The organism is Phenylobacterium sp., from assembly GCF_020253645.1.
Lineage (GTDB): Bacteria > Pseudomonadota > Alphaproteobacteria > Caulobacterales > Caulobacteraceae > Phenylobacterium.
This window is the reverse complement of the sequence record NZ_JADCBG010000110.1, coordinates 33,844-54,687: the sequence shown is the minus strand read 5'-3', so window position 1 is coordinate 54,687 and position 20,844 is coordinate 33,844. Positions and strand designations below refer to the sequence as shown.

The following is a 20,844-nucleotide window of genomic DNA, read 5'->3' as shown; positions in this document are numbered from 1 at the left end:
GGCGGTTGGTAGGGACCCGACCCCAGTTAACCGTTGACCGAATGCGCAGCAGAGGATGACGTTTCATGTCGGAAAGCTTTGAATCCACGGTCTCACGGGGCTCAGTCTCCATCCTTGGCGTAGACCTCAGCCTAACTCGCTGCGGCAGCGGACCGCCGGTCGTCTGCCTCCACGCGACAGGACACGGCGCCCGGGACTTCGACCGCCTGGCCCAGAGACTGGGCGGAGACTTCACCTTCATCGCCCTGGACTGGCCGGGCCAGGGCGAGAGCCCGAGGGAAGCCGCGCCAGCGAGCGCAGAGCGCTACGCCGCGCTTGCAGGCGGCGTCCTTGAAGCCCTGGATCTGAGGGACGTGATCTTCCTCGGAAACTCCATCGGCGGCGCGGCCGCCATCCTCTGCACTGCGAACCATGCCGACCGGGTCCGCGGTCTCGTCCTGTGCAATACGGGCGGACTGATCCCGCCGAACCTCTTCATCAGGATGTTCTGCCGTCACATGGCCCGACGGTTCGAAAAGGCGGCTTCAGGGGACGCCGGCTTCCCGGCGTGGTTCAGGCGATACTACCAGCAGGTTCTGCCGCGCCCCGAGGCGGCCTGGCGCCGGGAAGAGATCGTCGCCGGCTGCGAGAAAGCCGCCCCGGTCCTCGCCGAAGCCTGGCGCAGCTTCGCCGAGCCCGAGGCAGACATCCGGCCCGTGCTGCGGGGTCTGCGGATCCCCATTCTCTTCGCCTGGGGCCTGAGGGACCGGATCCTGCCCTGGTTCCTGGTCAGGGGCCTCGCCCGCCGGACCCCGGGCGCCCGGATCGCCCTGTTCGACGCCGGGCACGCGGCCTTCCTGGAGACGCCGGAGGCCTTCGACGCCGCCTTCCTGGACTTCGCCAGGAGCCTCCCCCGCCCGAAGACCTGAACCGCGACCTCACCCGCACCCCCCGCCCGGGGCCTGGGCCCTCCGCAGGCCGGGGGCGCCGGCCCTTGCCCGACCCTATTCCCCGGCCTCGTCGAACGCCGTCGCGAGGCCGCGCTCGCGCCAGCTGGAGATATCGGCCTGGCGGGCGGCGATCGCGTTTTCCCACATTCCGAAGGCGTCGGCGCCCATCATCAGGCGGAGCGGCGGAGCCTCGCTGTCGACCACTGCGATCATAAGGGCCGCAGCCTTGGCGGGATCGCCCATCTGCTTGCCGTCACCGCCGTAAAGATAGTCCTCAAGGGGTGCGACGATAGGGCGGTAGATGTCCATCGGATGCGCGGGTCGCATGTTGGCTTCGCCGGCGAACTCGGTGCGGAAGGCGCCCGGCTCGACGATGGTCACGCGTATGCCGAGGGGCGCCCCTTCCTCGCGAAGCGCCTCGCTCCAGCCCTCCAGGGCGAACTTGGACGCGCAGTAGGGGCCGAAGCCACCCATCGAGACGAGGCCGCCGATACTGGTTAGGTTGAGGATATGGCCGCAGCCCTGCCGGCGCATGGCCGGGAGCACGGCCCGGGCCAGCTCGGCGGCGGCGAAGAAGTTCAGCTCCATCTGCTCGCGCAGCTGTTCGGGCGCGAACTCCTCGACGGCGCCGAGGGAGCCGCGGCCGGCGATGTTGGCGAGCACATCGATCCGGCCAAACCGGGAGAGCCCCTTCGCGACGGCGCTCGCCCGCGCCCCGGGGTCGGTCAGGTCAACCGCGATGGGCAGGACGCGACCCCGGTGTCTGCCCGCAAGCGCGGAGAGCCGGTCGACCCTCCGACCGGCCAGCACCGCCCGCTCGCCGCGCTCGAGCACGGCCCGGGCGAGTTCGAGGCCAAAGCCGGATGTCGCTCCGGTGATGAACCAGGTGCGGGTCGGGTTGTCGCTGTCGGACATGGCGGGCTCCTCGGCCGAAGATCAGGGGCCGGAGATCGGTGATGAGCATTGATCAAACAATGGGCCTGAAATCGGATGGGATATGCGATAGGATTCAGGAATGGATCGCGCCCTGCTGCCGCATCTGCCCATTGTGGTCGCCGTCGCGCGAACGCGCAGCTTTGTCCGCGCCGCCGCCGAACTCGATCTAGGCGCCTCGGCCGTCAGCCATTCGGTGCGCACCGCTGAGATGCATCTCGGCGCGCCACTGTTTGCACGCACCACACGCAGCGTCGCGCTGACCGAAGCGGGGGAGGTGTTCATCGAGGCCGCACAACGCGCCCTTGACGAGATCGACGCCGCAGCCGAGCGGGTGGCGGCCTGGCAGCGGGACGTGACCGGCGTTCTGCGCCTCAATGTCCCGCGGATCGCCTTCGGCATGGGCCTGACCGCGATCCTCGCCGAGATGGCGCGGCGTCATCCTCGCCTTGTGGTCGAGGTGATCAGCGACGACGCCCTGGTCGATGTCGTCGCGCAGGGATTCGACGCCGGCGTAAGGCTCGGAGAGATGATCGCGCGGGACATGGTGGCGGTGCGGATGACCCCACCCTTCCGTGCAATCCTTGTCGCCTCACCGGGCTATCTGGCGGAACGCCCGGGGCCCGAATCTTTGGCCGACCTGGGGGATCACAACTGTATCGGCTTCCGCCTGCTGACCTCCGGCGCGATCTATGACTGGGAGTTCAGGGACGGAGCCCGGGAGGTGGCGGCGCCGGTCAGCGGCACGGTGCGGGTCTCGGACGCGAGCTATGCCCGCGACCTTGCGCTCGCCGGGATAGGCGTGGCGTACATCTACGAGCCGCTGGTGACAGACGACCTGTCCGCCGGCCGCCTTGTCGAGCTGCTCCCCGACGCTGCGATCCAGGAGCCCGGCCTCTTCCTCTATTTCCCCCGTCGCGCCGCAGAAGCCCGCAAGCTGCGCGCCTTCATCGACGTCGTGCGCGAGCTGGCCGCATCCTAGGGAACCGCCTGCGCGGACCCTGCGCACCACGCACCGGGACCGCGCCCGGCGCCTCCTGTCCTCAGGGAGAGTCTGCGGATGTCGAGGTCACGCCCCCCGGGACGGGCGGCGACGACGGGGCCTGAGCGCCTACCTCAGCCGCACCGCCGTGCCGGTGGCCGAGACCATCAGCATGCTGCCGGACCCCAAGGTCTCATAGTCCAGGTCCACGCCCACCACGGCGTCGCCGCCCCGGCGGCGGGCCTCCTCGCCCATCTCCTTCAGCGCGATCTCCCGGGCGTCCCGCATGGCCGACTCGTAAGCGCGGGAGCGGCCGCCGACGATGTCGGTGAGCCCGGCCAGGAGGTCGCGGAAGATGTTGGCCCCGATGATGGCCTCGCCCGTCACCACGCCGAGGGTCTCGGCAATCTCGCGGCCGGCGATATAGGGGGTGGTCGAGGTCAGCATCGGGGTCTCCGGGGTTCAGGATGCAGACTCAGATAGTCCCGGCGGGACGAAAGGGAAGATGAAGCCGCTCAGGGCGCCGGTGGCGACCTGTGGCTGGACGCAGAGGCTCCGAATCTTGACGGCGACGAGACCAGCCGGCGCCCGCGAGACCTTGACCGGACCCCGCCTCCAGGGGCTCAATCACTTTCCGGGCCGGGGGCGGCGACGGAGGAGACCTCATGGTCGGACAGGGCCGCGCCCACCGCCGAAGGCGCCCGATCACCGGCCAGCGGTTCAGTCCCCTTCTGGGCGCCCTCGCGGGCGGTTTCATCCTTCTGGCGTCGGCCTGGCCCGGGGGAGCGGCCCCCCCGCCGCCGGCCCCGGCCTCCTATCCGGTCGTCGGGACGGCGCAGGACCGCTGCTACGGCGAGACCGGCGAGGTCATCGCCTGCCCGGCGGAGGGGGCCTTCCTCGCCGGACAGGACGCCCAGCATCCCGGCCGCAGGCCCGCCTATCGCGACAATGGCGACGGCACGGTCGTCGACCAGGTGACCGGCCTGGTCTGGGCGAAGGCGCCAAGCCGCCCGATGGCCTACGCCGAGCTCGAAGGCTTCGCCCGGGCGAGCCGGCTGGGGGGTCATGACGACTGGCGCGTCCCCACCCTCCGCGAACTCTTCTCCCTCATCGACTATCGCGGCGGCTACACCGGAGATCCGCGGACCTCGCGCCCCTACATCGACGCCTCGGTCTTCGACTTCGCCTACGCCGCCGGCTCGGGCCTGGGCGACGCCGCCCAAGGCCGAAGGCCCATCGACGTCCAGGAGTGGAGCGCGACCCCCTATATCGGCCGCACCATGGGCGGAGACGACACGGTCTTTGGCGTCAACTTCGCCGATGGCCGGATCAAAGGCTATCCGGTCATGGACCCGGCCAACCGCATGCAGACGCCCCACCGGCTGGCCGTGCGTCTGGTCCGTGGGCCCGCCTATGGGCGCAACGACTTCCATCCCGACGCCGAGACGGTGACCGACCGGGCCAGCGGTCTCGTCTGGCAGCGGCGCGAGACCGCGGGCGCCCTCAGCTGGGCCAAGGCCCTGGCCTACTGCGACGGCCTCTCCCTCGCCGGGCGCCGGGACTGGCGCCTTCCAGACGCCAAGGAACTCCACTCCATCGTCGATTATTCCCGCATCCCGGCCCTCGACCCGGTGTTCGTCCTGAGCGACCGGGAGGCCTACCTCTGGTCCTCCACCACCCATCTGGAGGGCCCGCCGCCCGCCACGGAGCCCGGCCGCGCCTTCTCCCGGACCGGCGAGCTGGCGGTCTATGCGGCGATCGGCCCGGCGCGGGGCTATATGGAGGCGCCCCCAGGCTCGGGCCGGCGCCAGTGGATGGACGTGCACGGCGCCGGCGCCCTGCGCAGCGACCCGAAGACGGCCCGCCCCGGCGCCTTTCCCGAAGGCTTCGGCCCCCAGGGCGACGACATCCGCGGCCACAACCACGTCCTGTGCGTCCGCGACCTGGCGGGGTGAGAGCGCAGGGCGGGCGACGCTGCGCCATCTTGACCCCGCACCCGCGATAGGCGCTGAATCTCCCTCACGCGGCGGGGACCGCGACGGAGGAGATGTCATGGCCGGACGGGAACGCGCCTACGACCTGGTGGTCCGCGGCGGGACGGTGATCGACGGCTCCGGGGCGCCGGGGCGCGAGGCCGACGTGGCGGTGAAGGACGGGCGGATCGCCGCTGTCGGCGCCGTCAGCGGGTCAGGCGCCGAGGAGATCGACGCGCGGGGCAGGATCGTCACCCCCGGCTTCGTCGACATCCACACCCACTATGACGGCCAGGTCACCTGGGACCACCACCTCACCCCCTCCGCATGGCACGGTGTGACCACCGCCGTCATGGGCAATTGCGGGGTCGGCTTCGCCCCCTGCCGGCCCGAGGACCACGACCGGCTGATCCGGCTGATGGAGGGGGTGGAGGACATTCCCCACCCGGTCCTGGCCGAGGGCCTGCCCTGGAACTGGGAGAGCTATCCCGACTATCTCCAGTCCCTGTCCGGCCGGGCCTACGACCTCGACGTCGGCGCCCAGCTGCCGCACGCGGCCCTGCGGGTCTTTGTCATGGGCGAGCGCGGCGCGAACCGCGAGCCGGCCAGCCCCGCCGACATCGCCGCCATGTCGGCCCTGGCCAAGCGGGCCATGGAGGCCGGCGCCCTGGGCTTTTCCACCTCGCGGACCCTCAATCACCGCACCTCGGACGGCCAGCCGACGCCGACCCTGACCGCCGCCGAGGACGAGCTGATGGGCATCGCCCTGGGGCTGAAGGCCGCCGGGCGCGGCGTCCTGCAGTTCGTCTCCGACTTCGCCGACCCGAAGGCCGAGTTCGGCCTGATGCGCCGGCTGGTGGAGGCCTCGGGCCGGCCCCTGTCCTTCAGCCTGCTGCAAGGCCCCAAGGCGCCCAACGCCTGGCGCGACCTGCTGGCCGCCCTGTCCGCCGCGACCGCCGAGGGCCTGCCCATGCGCGCCCAGGTCTGCGGCCGGGGGGTGGGCGTGCTGCTGGGCTTCGAGCTGACCCTCAACCCCTTCAGCCACACCGAGGCCTGGAAGTCGGTGGCGGCCCTGCCCCTGGAGCAGCGCATGGCGCGGCTGGCGGAGGCCTCCTTCCGGGCCGCCCTCCTCGACGACGCGGTCCCGCCGGGCGGCGCGGCCATCGCCTCGCGCCTGACCCGGGACTGGGACAACATGTTCCTGATGGCCGAGACGCCGGACTACGAGCCGAGACGCGAGGACTCCATCGGCGCCCTGGCCCGGGCCCGGGGCGTCGCCCCCGAAGCCGTGGCCCTGGACCACATGATGACCCGCGGCGGGCGCGGCATGCTCTACCTGCCCTTCCTGAACTACGCCGACGGCGGGCTGGACCCGGCCTATGACATGCTGCGCCATCCCGACTGCGTGGCCGGCCTGTCCGACGGCGGCGCGCATGTGGGCATGATCTGTGACGGCAGCTTCCCGACCACCAACCTGACCCTCTGGGCCCGGGACCGGACCCGGGGTCCGCGCCTGCCCCTGGAACACATGGTCCGCCTGCAGACCCGGGCGACGGCGGAGACGGTGGGCCTTCTGGACCGGGGCCTGGTGGCGCCCAGCCTGCGCGCCGACCTCAACGTCATCGACTTCGACCGTCTGGCGGTGGAGCCGCCCACGGTGGGCTATGACCTGCCGGCGGGCGGGCGGCGGCTCCTGCAGAGGGCGCGGGGCTATGTCGCCACCCTGGTGGCCGGACAGGTCACCTACCGCGACGGCGAGCCCACCGGCGCCCTGCCCGGGCGGCTGGTCCGCGGCGCCCAGGACGCCCCGGCGGCCCTCGCCGCCGAATAGGCCCGGCGCGCCGCCTTCCGCCCCTTCGCAGCCGCAGCGGGGCGGGCGATAGAGGGGCATGTCCGACGATTCGCTACAGGAGGCGCAGGAGGTCCTGCGCCGTGTCTTCGGGCACGCCGGCTTCCGGGGCCTGCAGGCGCCGGTGATCGCCGAGGTGATGGCCGGTCGTCCGGCCCTGGCCGTCCTGCCCACTGGCGGGGGCAAGAGTGTCTGCTACCAGATCCCCGCCCTGCTGCGGCCCGGCCTCGGCCTGGTGGTCAGCCCCCTCATCGCCCTGATGGCCGACCAGGTGGCGGGCCTGGTCCAGGCGGGGGTCGCCGCCGCCCGGCTGGACTCCCTCACCGCGCCCGAAGACCGCGCCGCCACCTGGGCGCGGATCGAGGCCGGGACCCTCGACCTCCTCTACGTCTCGCCCGAGGGCCTCTTGCAGCCCTGGATGCTGGAGCGGCTGTCCCAGGTTCCCCTGTCGGTGATCGCCATCGACGAGGCCCACTGCGTGAGCCAGTGGGGCCACGACTTCCGCCCCGAATACCGGTTGCTGGGGCGCCTGGCCGAGGTCTTCCCCGGGGTCCCGCGGCTGGCGGTGACGGCCACCGCCGACGCCCGGACCCGGCAGGACATCCGCGAGGGCCTGCACCTGGGCGCCGCCCGGGAGTTCGTCGCCTCCTTCGACCGGCCGGAGCTGGCCCTCTCCGCCGAGCGCAAGGCCGGGACGGGACGCAAGCGGGTGCTGGAGCTGGCCAAGGCGCGGCGCGACCGGCCGGGGGTGATCTACGCCGGCTCCCGGGACGGAACCGAGGCCCTGGCCGCCGAGCTCTGCGCCGCCGGCCTGCCGGCCATGGCCTACCACGCCGGCCTGGACCGCGACCTGCGCGAGCGCCGCCTGGCGGGGTTTCTGGCCGCCGACGACGCCGTCATGGTGGCCACCATCGCCTTCGGCATGGGGGTGGACAAGCCGGACGTCCGCTACGTGATCCACGCCGACCCGCCCGCCTCCATCGAGGCCTACTGGCAGGAGGTGGGCCGCGCCGGGCGCGACGGCGAGCCCGCCGAGGGGATCACCCTCTACGGCGCCTCGGACATGGCCTGGGCCCTGCGTCGGCTGGACGGCCAGGCCCTCTCCGACGAGGTCCGCGCAGTGCAGGTGCGCAAGGTGCGCCAGCTCTACGCCCTGCTGGACGGGGGCGCCTGCCGCACGGCGGCGGTCCGCCGCTATTTCGGCGAGGAGGGCGTGGCGGACTGCGGCCGCTGCGACAACTGTTTGAATCCCCCGAAGGGCGCGGACCTGACCCTCCAGGCCCAGAAGGTGCTGTCCGCCGCTCACCGGCTGAACGGGCGGTATGGCCGCGGCCGTCTGGTGGAGCACCTCCTCGGCAAGACCCGCGAGCCCTCGGCCTTCGAGGCGGGTCTGAGCACCTTCGGGGTGGGCGCCGAGCTGCCGGCGGGCGCCTGGCGGGGCCTGATCGACCAGCTGATCTTCGATGGCCTCCTGCGCGAGGACCCGAACGAGGGCCGGCCCCTCATCACCCTGGGCGACGCGGACGCCGTGCGCGCGGTCTATCGAGGAGAGCGACGGGTGGAGGGACGCCTGGCGCAGCGTCACCCCGACGGGTCCCGCGACGCCGGCGCGACGCCCGCACGACGCCGGCGCGACGGTCCCGGGACCGATTTCGAGGGCGATCCGCAACTCTTCTCCGCCCTGCGCGCCTGGCGCCGGGCCGAGGCGGTGCGCCAGAAGGCGCCCCCCTATGTCATCTTCAGCGACCGCACCCTGGCGGAGATCGCGACGGTCCGACCGGCCGATTCTGCAGCCCTGTCCCGGGTCAGCGGCGTCGGCGAGACCAAGCTCGCCCGCTACGGCCCCGCCGTCCTGGCCCTGGTGGCCGGGACCCCGGTGGACTGAGGCTCAGAAGCGCAGGCGCACCCCGACCGAGCCGGTCCGCGGCGCGCCCGGCTGGACCCACAGGGTGGCGAAGCTGTTGGTGTAATAGGTCTCGTCAAAGAGGTTCTGCACCTCCCCGAAGACCTCCACCCGGTCCGTGGCCCGCCAGGCGCCGAACAGCCGGACCAGGGTGTAGGCGGGCAGCTCGAACTTCGTCGCGGTCTCGCCCAGCCGCTCGCCCACATGCTGGACGCCGGCGCCGAGACGGACCTCGGTCTCCCCGAGATCGAAGTCCCGGGCGAGCTGGGCGTTCAGGCTGTGGCGCGGCACATTGATGAGCCGGTCCCCCTTGCGGATCTGGAGGGAGAAGTTGGGATCAAGGACATCCGACCGGGCCTCGGCCTCGACATAGGCGTAGGAGAATAGGGCCTCGACCCCGCCGGGAAGGCGGCCGTTCAGGTCGAACTCGACCCCCTGGCTGCCGGCCTTGCCGATGGGCAGGGAGAAGCCCGGATTGGCCGGGTCAGCGGCGAGAACCTGGCTCTTGCGCATCGAGAAGTAGGCGAGGGTTCCGGACAGGTCGCCCTCCAGGAGGGTGAACCGCAGGCCCGCCTCGAAAGACCGGCTGATCTCGGGGTCAAAGACTTCGCCCTTCGCCGTCGCGCCGATATTGGCGCGGAAGCCCTCGCCATAGGCCGCGAACAGCGAGAGGGACGGCGTCGCGGTCCAGACCAGCCCGACCTGCGGGCTGAGGCGGCTCTCCGACCGGTTCTGGGACACGCCTGTCGCCCGGTTGAGGCTCTCCAGCGAGAAATCGTCATAGCGGACGCCGAGCCGGATCTGCAGGGCGTCCGAAAGGCTGATCTGGTCCTGGATGTAGAGGCCGGCAGCCTCCTGGACGTCCAGCCGGTTCGTCTGCGGACCGGGGGTCGGCAACGGGAACCGGCCATAGACCGGGGCGAAGACATCAATGACATTGGCGGCCTGGTCCGAGGGATTGCCGCTCACCGCCGCCGGGCGGAACCGCAGGAAGAGCTGGCTGTTCTCGAACCGGTCGAAGTCTGCCCCGACGAGGAGGCGGTGCCTGACGCCAAGGGCCTGGAAGTCGCCGGACACCTCGCCCCTCAGGACCGCGTGGTCGGCCTCGTAGTCCCGGAAACGCCTCTGGCGGGAGAGGGACTTGCCATCGACGTTCAGCTTTTGCCGGGAGGCGGCGAGCTCGGCCTCGGTGGAGAAGCCGGACAGGCTTGTCGTGCGGAAACCCGCGCCCAGGAGCAGGCTCCAGGCGGGGCTGAAGTCGTGCTGGATCTCGAGCTGCTGGCCGGTGGCGTCGGCCTTGACGGGCCCGTCGCCGGGCTCGCCCAGGAAGGTCCGGCGGTCCACCTTGCCGAGGACGCCGCCGATGGCCGGGACGCCGCGGTCAAAGGGCGCCTTCTGACGGGTGATCTCGAGGTCGTAGGTGACGGTCGTGTCCGCACCCAGCCGGAACCCGAAGGAGGGAAGGAAACCGTAGCGCTCGGTGCTGACCGTCCGCCGGAAGCTCTCGGCCTCCTCGTAGAAGCCGATCAACCGGGCGCCGACGACATCTCCCGCCGCCAGGTTCACGTCTGCATCCGCCCGGCGGGCGTTGAACGCCCCGAGGCTGGCGCTGAAGTCGCCTCCGCTCTCTCCGAAACGGGCCTTGCGAGTGACGATGTTCACCGTCCCGCCGGGCTCTCCGCGACCGAAGAGCGCAGCGTTCGGCCCCTTGAGAATCTCGATCCGCTCGACGCCGGACACGTCACGGGGACCGCCGAATCCGCGACCGCCGTTGAAGCCGTTCACCAGGTAGCCGCTGGGCAGGTTTTCGTCCCCTGCGAAGCCCCGGACGGCGTAGGAGTCCCACAGACCGCCAAAGTTGTTCTGCCGGGCGATCCCCGCGTTGAGGTCGAGGGCCTCCGTCAGGCCGGTGATGTTGTTGTCCTGCAGGGTGCGCTGCGAGATGACGGCGAGGCTCTGGGGGGTCTCGGCCGGCGTGAAGAGGCCCCGATAGGCCTGTCTCTGCCCGGTCACCACGACCTCGGAGACGCTGCTGGCGACTTCCGCAAGGGCCGGACCGGACAGGCAGGCGAGGCTCGCCGAGAGGAGGAGGATCGACCTGGACGTTGAGTTCACCTGAGGCCCCATGGGTGTTACAGTATAGCGTCGAGCCTCATAACCGTGGCGTTCGCCATGTCAATGCAATGTTATATCAGCATTGACAGGGCGCCGACCGCGGGAGAACAGACTGACATGCCGGCCCCCTGCTCCTCCTCCCCCGCCATCGAGATCCGCGACCTGTGCGTGAACAGGGGCGGAGCCCAGGTCCTGAAGAACCTGCAGCTGACCGTGAATCCAGGGGAGGTCTACGCCCTGCTGGGCGGGAACGGCGCCGGCAAGTCGACCACCCTGGCCGTTCTCATGGGCTTCCTGAGGCCGACATCCGGAACGGCTCGGGTCACAGGCCTCGATACGGCGAGCGAGGCCGCGGCGGTCCGGGGACGGATCGGGTACCTCCCGGAAACGGTCGCCCTCTACGAGACCCTCTCCGCCTATGAGAACATCGCCTACTTCCTGGGGCTCTCCGGGGCCCGGCCGACCCGGTCGGAGATGGACGCCGCCCTCGACGCCGCAGGCCTCCAGGCCGAGGCGCGGACCCGGCGAACCGCAGGGTTCTCAAAGGGCATGAGACAGAAGGTCGCCATCGCCATGGCCCTCCTGCGTGAAGCGCCGGTCCTGCTTCTCGATGAACCGACGACCGGGCTCGACCCCGTCGCCGCAGCGGATTTCAATCGCCTGGTGTCCGGCTTGCGGGAGCGGGGGACGGCGATCCTCATGGTGACCCATGACCTCCTGGGCGCCGCAGACTGCGCCGACCGCATCGGTCTTCTGGCGGGCGGCGTCATCGTGGAGGAGGCCCGGCCCCGGGGCGAGGTGGATCTTCTGGGACTGCATCGCCGCCTCGGCGAGGCGGCGACGGGATGAGCCCGGTCCTGCGCATCGCAGCCAATGAGCTGCGCCTGCTGGCCCGGACCCGGGTGGCTCAGATCGCCGTCGCCCTTGTGGTCGCCCTGTCCGCCGTCGCCGCCCTGACCGCCATCTCCCAGGGCCGGGAAAGCCAGGAGATCCGGAGCCGTTTCCAGGCCCAGGCGGACCGCGAATTCGACGGGCAACCGGCCCGCCATCCGCACCGGATGGTGCACTACGGGCATTTCGTCTTCCGTCCCCTGCCCGCCCTGGCGGGCTTCGACCCCGGCGTCGACGCCTTCACCGGCTCCACCCTGTTCCTGGAGGGCCACAGGCAGAACAGCGCCAACTTCGGGGATGTGCGCCAGTCTTCCCTCCTGGTCCGCTTCGGCCAGCTGACCCCGGCCTTCGTCATCCAGGCGCTGGGTCCGCTGGTCCTGATCTTCATCGGCTTCGGGGCCCTGGCCCGGGAGAGGGAGTCCGGCCTCCTCAGACTGCACCTCGCCCAGGGAGTCGGCGCCCGCCAGGTCCTGGCCGGCAAGGTCGTCGCCCTGGCCGCCGTGGCCGGTCTCATCCTGGCGCCGGCTCTCATCGCCCTGGTCTGGCTCGCCCTGTTCGGCGGCGCACCGGCGCCCGCCGTCGCGATGCTGGCGGGTGGGTACGCCGTCTATCTCCTGGTCTGGGTGCTGATCACGACGTCGGTGTCCGCCCTGGCGCCGAGCAGCCGCAGCGCCCTGGCCCTGCTGGTCGCAGGATGGGCCGTTTCCGCGATCCTCGCGCCGCGCCTGGCGACCGACATCGCCCTGGCGGCCATGCCCCAGGCCAGCCGGCTGGAGACGGACATCGCCATCCAGCGGGACCTGAAGAAGATCGGAGACAGCCATAACCCCGACGATCCCCACTTCAACGCCTTCCGGGCGTCGGTCCTGAAATCCTATGGCGTCTCGCGCGTCGAGGACCTCCCGGTGAACTACCGGGGCCTCATCGCCATGGAGGGAGAGCGTCTGACCTCGGCCCTCTTCGACCGCTATGCCGAACGGCAGTTCGCCGGCCAGCGAGAGCAGTCAAGGATGGCGCTGATTCTGGGCCTCGCCAGCCCGACCCTGGCGGTGCGAAGCCTGTCGATGGCCGCCTCGGGGACGGACCTGGAGGGGCATCGCCGCTTTCTGCAGCAGGCCGAAGCCTATCGCTACACCATCGTCCAGGGGTTGAATCGCCTTCAGGCGGAGGCGTTGACCTTCTCCGACGACACCAACCGCAACCGGGATCCGGAGGCCGGTCGCAGGGTCCGGATTGACCCGGGCGCATGGCGGCGGACGCCTGACTTCGTCTATCGGCCGGCCTCGACGGCCGAGGCCCTGACGGCCGCCCTTCCCGGCCTCGCCCTTCTGGGCCTCTGGGCGGGACTCGCCGGCAGCCTCGCCTGGGGCGCGGGCCGGCGGCTGGCACGGGGGGCGGGGTGATGCGCCTCGGACAGGAGCTTCGCCTCTTCCTCCGGCAGAGACTTGCGGTTCCAACCCTGGTGCTGCTGGCGCTCCTGTCGACGGTGAGCGTCGCGACCGGGTTGTGGGAGGTTCGCCGCCAGACGGAGACCATCGCCCGGATTCAGCCGCTTCAGGCGGAGGAGGAGAAAGCGGTGTCGGCCTGGGTCTCCCGGGAGGGCGACGCCGGAAACGCCGCCTACTACACCTTCCACGCGACATGGGACCCGCCCGCCGCTCTCGCCTTCGCCGCCCTGGGGCAGCGAGACGTGGCGCCCTATGTGCTGCGGGTCCGCGCCCTGGCGCTCGAGAGCCAGATCCACGAGGGCGAGGCCTACAACGCCGAACTGGCCCTGTCCGGCCGGTTCGACTGGGCCTTCGTCGCGACCTTCCTGGCCCCGCTGATCCTGATCGTTCTCCTGCACGACCTGGTCTCGGGCGAGCGGGAGGCCGGCCGGCTCCAGGCCCTGCAGGCGGCGGGCGGGTCCACCGGTCTCTGGCTGCGCCGCGCTGGACTTCGCCTCGGCCTGGCCTTCGTCGCCCTGGGGGCGCCTTTTGCAGCGGGCGCCTGGATCTCGGGGGCCGCCGCCGGGGTCAGCCTCGCGGCCCTGGGGGCGACGGCGCTCTATCTCGCCTTCTGGGCCCTGGTCTGCCTTGGCGTGGGCGCCCTGGGACGGAGCTCGGTGGCGAACGGAGCCCTGCTGGCGGCGACCTGGGTCGCCCTGACCCTGGTCCTGCCCGCCCTGGCGCACCTTCTGATCAACTCCACCATTCCCGTCCGACAGGGGGTGGAGCTCACCCTTGCGCAGCGCGAGGCTGTCCACGCCGGCTGGGACAAGCCCAAGGACGCCACCCTCAACGCCTTCTTCGCCGCACACCCGGAGTGGCGGGACACGCCGCCGGTCCTCACGGGATTCCACTGGAAGTGGTACTACGCCTTCCAGCACCTCGGGGACCTGAGCGTCGCAGACCAGGTCGCCGCCTATCGCCGCGGTCTCGAGGCGCGGGACGCCTGGACCGCGAGGGCGGGATGGTTCCTCCCGGCCGTGGGACTCCAGACCACTCTGCACCGGATGGCGGAAACGGACCTTGCGGCCCAGCTCGCCTACCAGGACCGTATCCGGGCCTTCCACGAGCGGCTCCGGCGGTTCTACTACCCCTACATCTTCAACGAGACGCCGTTCCGCGAGGGTGACTTCGCCAAAGCCCCCCGCTGGGCGGAAGACGGCTGATCAGACGTCGACCTCGGCGTCGAGGGCGTTGTCCTGGATGAACTCGCGACGCGGCTCGACCAGGTCGCCCATCAGGCGGGTGAACATGTCGTCGGCGTCGTCGGCGTGGGCGACGCGGACCTGGAGCAGGGTGCGGGCCTCGGCGTCGAGGGTGGTTTCCCACAGCTGCTCGGGGTTCATCTCTCCAAGGCCCTTGTAGCGCTGGATGGTCAGGCCCCGCCGTCCGGCCTCCATGATGGCGGCGGTCAGGTCGAGGGGTCCGCGGACCCGGGTCGTGCGGTCCCGTCGGGTGAAGACGGCGGGACCGGAGAAGGGCTCGGCCAGGGCCTGGGCGCGCTCGGCCAGCCGGCGGGCGTCGGCGGCGCCCATCAGGAGGTCGTCGAGAACCACGCGCTCCGTCACGCCCCGGCGACGCCGGGAGAAGGCGAAGCCGCCGGCGGGCGCGACCTCTCCGGACCAGGGACCGTCGCCCTCCTCGGCGTAGAGGTCGAGGCGGCGGGCGGCGGCGGCCGGATCCCCGTCCTCGCCGAACAGGCCGGCCAGGGCCGCCTGCTCGATGGCGAAGGCCGGCGCCCGGGCGGTGAGGCGCTCGATATTGGCCCGGGCCGCCCGGGAGGCCTGGACGAGGTTCAGGAGGTCCTGGCCGGCGAGGCGCTCACCGGAGGCGAGGTCCAGGGTCGCCCCGTCGACGCCCTCTTCGGTGAGGTAGACCTCCAGCTCGGCGTCGTCCTTCAGATAGCGCGAGGACCGCCCCTTGGCCGCTTTGTAGAGGGGCGGCTGGGCGATGTAGAGATAGCCGCGCTCGATCACCTCGGGCATCTGCCGGTAGAAGAAGGTCAGCAGCAGGGTCCGGATATGGGCGCCGTCGACGTCGGCGTCCGTCATGATGACGATCTTGTGGTAGCGGATCTTCTCGATGTTGAAGTCGTCGCGCCCGATGCCGGCGCCGAGGGCGGTGATCAGGGTGCCGATCTGGTCGGAGCCCAGCATCCGGTCGAACCGGGCCCGCTCGACATTCAGGATCTTGCCGCGCAGGGGCAGGACGGCCTGGTTCTCGCGGTTGCGCGCCTGCTTGGCCGAACCGCCGGCGGAATCGCCCTCGACGAGGAAGATCTCGGACTTGGCCGGATCCTTCTCCTGGCAGTCGGCGAGCTTGCCGGGCAGGGAGGTGATGTCGAGGGCGGACTTGCGCCGGGTCAGCTCCCGGGCCTTGCGCGCCGCCTCGCGGGCGGCGGCGGCCTCGGCGATCTTCTGGACGATCATCCGCCCCTCGGCGGGATGCTCCTCGAACCAGGTGGCGAGACCCTCGCCCACCAGGCCCTCGACGGCGGGGCGGACCTCGGAGGAGACCAGCTTGTCCTTGGTCTGGGAGGAAAACTTGGGGTCCGGCACCTTGACCGAGAGCACGCAGGTCAAGCCCTCCCGGGCGTCCTCGCCGGACAGGCTGACCTTCTCGCGCTTGGCCGCACCGCTGGTTTCGGCATAGCCGGAGATGATCCGGGTCAGGGCGGAGCGGAAGGCCGCCAGGTGGGTGCCCCCATCCCTCTGCGGGATGTTGTTCGTGAAGCAGAGGACGTTCTCGTGATAACCGTCGTTCCACCACAGGGCGAGGTCCAGCTCGACGGTGTCGCGCCGGCCGCGCACGACGATGGGCGCCTTCATCAGGGGGGACTTGGCCTTGTCGAGATGGCGCACAAAGGCCTCGACCCCGCCGTCATAGTGCAGGATCTCTTCCCAGGGCTCGGCCTCGCGGTTGTCCCGCAGGCGGATGTGAACCCCTGAATTCAGGAAGGCGAGCTCGCGCAGGCGGTGCTCCAGCGTCCGCCGGTCGAAGTCGATGAAGGCGAAGGTGTCCCGGGAGGGCAGGAAGGTGACCTCGGTGCCGGTCAGGGGCTCGCCGGACTCCCGCAGGGGGGAGGCGCCCGTCACGGCGAGGGGAGAGACCGCATCGCCGCGGCGGAACATCATCTCGTGGGCCTTGCCGCCCCGGTGAACCGTCAGCTTCAGCCAGTCCGAGAGGGCGTTGACGACGGACACGCCGACGCCGTGCAGGCCGCCTGAAACCTTGTAGGCGTTCTGGTCGAATTTCCCGCCGGCGTGCAGCTGGGTCATGATGACCTCGGCGGCCGAGACGCCCTCGCCCTCGTGGATGTCGGTGGGGATGCCCCGACCGTCATCGGTGACGGTGCAGGAGCCGTCGGCGTTGAGGATGACCTCGACCCGCGTCGCGTGCCCCGCAAGCGCCTCGTCGATGGCGTTGTCCACGACTTCGTAGACCATGTGGTGCAGGCCCGAGCCGTCATCGGTGTCGCCGATGTACATGCCCGGCCGCTTGCGGACGGCGTCCAGGCCCTTCAGGACCTTGATGGACTCCGCGCCATAGGCGGCGGCGGCTTCCTCCGGCGTTTCGGAGGCGGGTTCGGCGGGGGTCTGGAATTCGTCGGTCATGGGGTGTCCGCAACAGCCAGCAGGGAGCCCTCGACCCGGAGCCTGAGGGCGCGGCCCGCAAGCTCTTCGAAGAGGAGATCGTCCGTGCCGGTCAGGAAGGCCTGAAGCCCGAGCGCCTCGATTTCGTCGAACAGAGCGGCCCGCCGGCGGCGGTCCAGATGCGCTGCGACTTCATCCAGCAACAGTACAGGCGCCGGCGCTGATTCGGCACGGGAAAGACGCGCCGCCTGGGCCAGAACCAGGTTCAGGACCAGGGCCTTCTGCTCGCCCGTGGAACATTCGGCCGCCGGCCGTCCGTGCTCGGCGTGGATCACCGACAGGTCGCCCCGGTGCGGCCCGGTCAGGGACCGGCCGGCGGCGGCGTCGCGGCCCCGGGCGGCGGCGAAGGCGGCGAGGAGGGCCTGCTCGAGGGCCCGGCCGGTCTCGCCGCCTGCAGCCCGGCGTTCCCACTCGCCAAGGGGTGCGAGGCGGGCCTGGGGGAAGGGCCTGTCCCCGCGGCCGTCGATCTCGGCCTGGAGGGCGGAGAGGGTGCGGGCCCGGGCCTCCGCCAGCCGGGCGCCGCTCTGGGCCAGGCGCGTCTCCAGTGCGTCGAGCCAGACCGGATCCGCGGGACCGTCGGTGAGCAGGCGCAGGCGCTCGCGCAGGGCCTTCTCATAGGCCTGGGCGCGGGCGGCGTGGTCGGGTTCCGCGGCATAGACGAGACGGTCCAGAAATCTCCGGCGCTCGCCCGCCGCCTCGAGAAAGAGCCTGTCCTGGGCCGGGGTCAGCCAGGCCGGACGGATGAGGTCGGTGAAACGGGCCGGCGAAACGGCCTCGCCCTCCAGGCGGGCCGCCCGGCGGGCCGAGGCGGGCGTCTCGACGCCGACGCCCAGCTGGACCGGCTCGCCGTTCACCTCGAGCCGGACGGACACGGCCCAGGCGCGACCCGTGGACTCTTCCGGAGACCGCCGGCCGATCTCCGGCAGGGCGGCGTTGCGAAGGCCGCGGCCCGGCGACAGGAGGGAGACGGCCTCGAGGATGTTGGTCTTGCCGGCGCCGTTCGGTCCCGTGAGCACAACGGTTCGCCCGTCCAGCGGGATGTCCGCCCGCGCATAGGAGCGGAAGTCGGTGAGGGACAGGCGTGTGAGGACCGAGCGCACGGGCCCAGTCTATAGACGGTTCGCGGCGGCGGGGTGAGGGCCGTTGGCCCGGTCAGACCCGCAGGGGCATCAGGACATAGCGGACGTCGGGATCGGTGGGGTCCAGGACCAGGGCGGGATCGTTGGGTCCGCCGAACCGGAACTCGGCCTGGTCGGCGCTGATCTGGTCGGTGACGTCCAGGAGATAGCGGGCGTTGAAGGACAGTTCGAAGGCGTCGCCGTCATAGTCGACCTCCAGCTCCTCGACCGCCTGGCCCGCCTCCATGTTTCGGACGGTGAGGGTCAGACGACCGGCCTCGATGGACATGCGGACCGAGCGGCTCTTCTCGGCGGAGATGGTGGCCACCCGGTCGACAGCCCGGGCGAACAGCTGGTTGTCGACCATCATGACCCGGGAATTGTCCCTGGGAATGACGCGGGCATAGTCCGGGAAACTGCCGTCGATGACCTTGGAGGTCAGGGCGGCCGCGCCGAGATCGAAGCGCACCTTCTGGGGACTGACGGCAAGGTCGACGCTCTCTCCGGCGTCGTCGAGCAGCCGGCGCGCCTCGCCGATCGTCTTGCGGGGCACGATCACTCCCGGTGCGCCCGCGGCGCCTTCCGGCGCCGGCATCTCGGCCAGGGCCAGCCGGTGTCCGTCCGTGGCCACGGCGCGGAGTCGGGCGACCCCGCCCTCGGTGACCGTGTGCAGGTAGAGGCCGTTGAGATAGTACCGCGTCTCTTCGGTGGAGATGGCGAAGCGCGTGCGGTCGATCAGTCGGATCAGGTCGTTGACATCCACGGAGATGCGGCTCGACAGGCCGTCGGCGGACATGACCGGAAAGTCCCCGGCCGGAAGGACCGGCAGGCTGAACCGCGACCGGCCGGCCGAGACGGCCAGGCGAGGGTCTTCCCCGGTCCAGGCCAGGGTGACCTCGGCGCCCTCGGGAAGCTTGCGGGCGATCTCGTAAAGGGTGTGGGCGGGGGCGGTGACCTGTCCGGCCTGTTCAACCCGGGCCTCGGCCTCGTCGACGATCTCCATGTCGAGATCGGTGGCGGAGAAGCTCAGTCGCCCGCGCTCGGCGGAAAGCAGCACGTTCGAGAGGATCGGGATGGTGTTCCGGCGCTCCACCGCGCTCTGGACGTGGCCCAGGGCTCTCAGCAGGGCGGCGCGCTCGATCGTCAGCTTCATCAGTCGGATCCGATGTGGGCCGGGATGGGATCGGGGTGACCGAATCCGCCCCGGGAGGTGGATTCCGGACTTTAATCATTTGTCAGTCCGGGGAAAGGGGGCGAGGTCAGGCCCGCGTGTCGAGACGCGATCCAGGAGCCTCGCCGGCCTCGCCGGCGCCGGATGAATTGCGCGAGGCGACGACCACCATGGCCGGCCGGACCAGGCGGCCGAGCAGTTCGTAGCCCGGCTGGAGACACTGGATGACCGACCCCGGAGACAGGTCGGGGCTGTCCTGCTCCATCATGGCCTGGTGAAGATGGGGATCGAAGCGATCGCCGGCCGAGGGCGTCACCGACTTCAGGCCATTGGACTCAAAGGCGGCCAGCAGGGCCTTCTGGGTCATCTCGACGCCGACGACGAAGTTGCGGACCGCGGCGTCTTCTCCTGCCGGCGGAGCGGCGAGGGCCCGGCCGAGGGTGTCGGCCACGCCCAGCAGATCCCGGGCGAACTTCTGGATGGCGTAGGCCCGGGCGTCGTTGGTCTCGCGTTCGGCCCGGCGGCGAATGTTCTCGGCGTCGGCGGCGTAGCGGAGCACCTGCTCCTTCAGGGCGGCGACCTCGGCTTCCAGGGCGGCCAGCGCTTCGCCCTCGCCCCGGGCGCCTTCGGCCGCCAGGGGCGTCTCTTCGGGGGACTGGGTTTCCTCGGACATGACTTACTCAACCTCTTCTGGCCTTGCCGGCCGGCGGATGCAGATGCGCCGGGGGCGTCACCCGGCTTCAGACCCCGGCCATCTGCGACAACACCCTCGCGGTATAGTCCACGAGGGGGATGACGCGGGCGTAGTTCAGCCGCGTCGGGCCGATCACGCCGATCGCTCCGAGCAGCTTCTTCTGGCCCGAAATATAGGGCGCCGCAATGACGGCGGAACCGGAGAGCGAGAAAAGCCGCGTCTCGGCGCCGATGAAGATGCGTACGCCCTGGGCCTCGCGAACCCCGTCCAGCAGGCCGATCAGCTGTTCCTTCTGCTCGAGGTCGTCGAACAGCATCCGGACCCGCTCCAGGTCATCCAGGGTTTCCCGGTCGGCGAGCAGGTTCGCGCGGCCGCGGACGATGAGGGCGCGGTCCCGGCCCTCCCCCCCGCCCCAGACGGCGAGGCCCTCCTCCACCAGCCGGGCCGCCGCGACGTCCAGCTGCCGCCGGGCCTGCTCCAGCTCGAAGCGGATATCCTGGCCCGCCTCGGCCAGGGTCTTTCCCCTCATCCGGGCGTTCAGGAAGTTCGCGGCCTCCTGCAGGGCCGAGGGGGTGACGCCGGCGGCGAGCTGCATCAGGCGGTTCTCGACGACCCCGTCTTCGAAGACCATGACGGCCAGGGCCTGGTCGCCGCCGAGGACCACGAACTCCACGTGCTTGACCCCCGCCTCCCGCACCGGGGCGACGACAATGCCGGCGCCGCCCGCGAGGCCGGAGAGCAGGGCCGAAGCCTCGCTCAGCATGTCCTCGAAGGAACGGCCGCGACCGGCGAGGCGCTGCTCGATCTCGCGCCGGTCGCTGTCGCCGACGTCGCCGACCTCCATCAGGCCGTCGACGAAGAGCCGCAGGCCCGCATGGGTGGGCAGGCGGCCCGCGCTGATGTGCGGGGCGCCGAGGAGGCCCATTTCGGTGAGATCCTGCATGGTGTTGCGGATCGACGCCGGCGAGAGCTGGACCCCGCCGCGCGAAAGGGTTCGCGAACCCACCGGCTCGCCGGTCTCGAGATAGGTCTCGACCACCCGCCGGAAGATTTCGCGGGCTCGGCTGTCGAGTTCGGCGAGGGTCGGCCCCCGCGGGAGGAACTGGCCGGTCACGGTCTGGTGTCCCTGTTTCCGGTCGGGCATGG

16 protein-coding genes are annotated in these 20,844 nt (G+C 71.1%); 8 read left to right on the top strand and 8 right to left on the bottom strand.

All coding sequences use genetic code 11. The annotated features are described in order from the left end of the window. Positions 1–65: 65 nt before the first annotated feature. Positions 66–908, top strand: coding sequence for an alpha/beta hydrolase (locus INE98_RS07925; protein ID WP_293537994.1), 843 nt, complete (start codon positions 66–68; stop codon positions 906–908). A gap of 75 nt (positions 909–983) precedes the next feature. Here the strand turns inward: INE98_RS07925 and INE98_RS07920 are convergent, their stop codons facing one another. Then, positions 984–1,844: an SDR family NAD(P)-dependent oxidoreductase gene (locus tag INE98_RS07920; protein ID WP_293537993.1), complete on the bottom strand. Its 861-nt coding sequence runs from the start codon at positions 1,842–1,844 to the stop codon at positions 984–986. A 100-nt stretch (positions 1,845–1,944) separates the two neighbouring features. Here INE98_RS07920 and INE98_RS07915 point away from each other — a divergent pair, with 100 nt between their 5' ends. Then, entirely contained in the window at positions 1,945–2,844 is a 900-nt protein-coding gene (locus INE98_RS07915; RefSeq protein WP_293537991.1) for a LysR family transcriptional regulator, read from the top strand. Positions 2,845–2,973: 129 nt separating this feature from the next. Here the strand turns inward: INE98_RS07915 and INE98_RS07910 are convergent, their stop codons facing one another. Then, positions 2,974–3,291: a YbjQ family protein gene (locus INE98_RS07910; protein WP_293514515.1), complete on the bottom strand. Its 318-nt coding sequence runs from the start codon at positions 3,289–3,291 to the stop codon at positions 2,974–2,976. Positions 3,292–3,509: 218 nt separating this feature from the next. On the opposite strand from INE98_RS07910, the gene INE98_RS07905 reads away from it, so the two are divergent. From INE98_RS07905 to recQ, 3 genes are all read left to right on the top strand, one after another. Beyond that, positions 3,510–4,799 (top strand): DUF1566 domain-containing protein, encoded by a 1,290-nt coding sequence (locus INE98_RS07905; protein ID WP_293537989.1) that lies wholly within the window; start codon positions 3,510–3,512, stop codon positions 4,797–4,799. Between the two features lie 97 nt (positions 4,800–4,896). After that, entirely contained in the window at positions 4,897–6,648 is a 1,752-nt protein-coding gene (locus INE98_RS07900) for an amidohydrolase family protein (RefSeq protein ID WP_293537988.1), read from the top strand. Between the two features lie 58 nt (positions 6,649–6,706). Further along, a complete protein-coding gene (recQ, locus tag INE98_RS07895; RefSeq protein WP_293537987.1) occupies positions 6,707–8,551 on the top strand; it encodes a DNA helicase RecQ in 1,845 nt (614 codons plus the stop codon). A gap of 3 nt (positions 8,552–8,554) precedes the next feature. Here recQ and INE98_RS07890 read toward each other — a convergent pair whose 3' ends face one another. Further along, positions 8,555–10,684: a TonB-dependent receptor gene (locus tag INE98_RS07890; protein WP_293537986.1), complete on the bottom strand. Its 2,130-nt coding sequence runs from the start codon at positions 10,682–10,684 to the stop codon at positions 8,555–8,557. A 117-nt stretch (positions 10,685–10,801) separates the two neighbouring features. On the opposite strand from INE98_RS07890, the gene INE98_RS07885 reads away from it, so the two are divergent. The 3 genes from INE98_RS07885 to INE98_RS07875 are packed head-to-tail and all read left to right on the top strand — an operon-like array spanning position 10,802 to position 14,228. Further along, entirely contained in the window at positions 10,802–11,533 is a 732-nt protein-coding gene (locus tag INE98_RS07885) for an ABC transporter ATP-binding protein (RefSeq protein ID WP_293537984.1), read from the top strand. Beyond that, complete coding sequence (locus INE98_RS07880) at positions 11,530–12,978, top strand: DUF3526 domain-containing protein (RefSeq protein WP_293537982.1); 1,449 nt, start codon at positions 11,530–11,532, stop codon at positions 12,976–12,978. The genes INE98_RS07885 and INE98_RS07880 overlap by 4 nt, the downstream gene beginning before the upstream one ends. Next, complete coding sequence (locus tag INE98_RS07875; protein ID WP_293537981.1) at positions 12,978–14,228, top strand: DUF3526 domain-containing protein; 1,251 nt, start codon at positions 12,978–12,980, stop codon at positions 14,226–14,228. Before INE98_RS07880 ends, INE98_RS07875 begins: the two co-directional genes overlap by 1 nt. On the opposite strand, the gene gyrB is transcribed toward INE98_RS07875, so the two are convergent. The 5 genes from gyrB to hrcA form a co-directional block, all read right to left on the bottom strand. Then, complete coding sequence (gene gyrB / locus INE98_RS07870; protein ID WP_293537979.1) at positions 14,229–16,676, bottom strand: DNA topoisomerase (ATP-hydrolyzing) subunit B; 2,448 nt, start codon at positions 16,674–16,676, stop codon at positions 14,229–14,231. Next, positions 16,673–17,815 carry a DNA replication/repair protein RecF gene (gene recF, locus INE98_RS07865; RefSeq protein WP_293537977.1) on the bottom strand — a complete coding sequence of 381 codons (1,143 nt, stop codon included), beginning with the start codon at positions 17,813–17,815 and terminating at the stop codon, positions 16,673–16,675. The genes gyrB and recF overlap by 4 nt, the downstream gene beginning before the upstream one ends. A gap of 52 nt (positions 17,816–17,867) precedes the next feature. Further along, positions 17,868–18,986 (bottom strand): DNA polymerase III subunit beta, encoded by a 1,119-nt coding sequence (dnaN, locus tag INE98_RS07860; RefSeq protein ID WP_293537975.1) that lies wholly within the window; start codon positions 18,984–18,986, stop codon positions 17,868–17,870. Between the two features lie 106 nt (positions 18,987–19,092). Next, entirely contained in the window at positions 19,093–19,677 is a 585-nt protein-coding gene (grpE, locus tag INE98_RS07855) for a nucleotide exchange factor GrpE (protein ID WP_293537973.1), read from the bottom strand. Between the two features lie 67 nt (positions 19,678–19,744). Then, positions 19,745–20,842: a heat-inducible transcriptional repressor HrcA gene (hrcA, locus tag INE98_RS07850; protein ID WP_293537971.1), complete on the bottom strand. Its 1,098-nt coding sequence runs from the start codon at positions 20,840–20,842 to the stop codon at positions 19,745–19,747. Between the last annotated feature and the right edge of the window lie 2 nt (positions 20,843–20,844).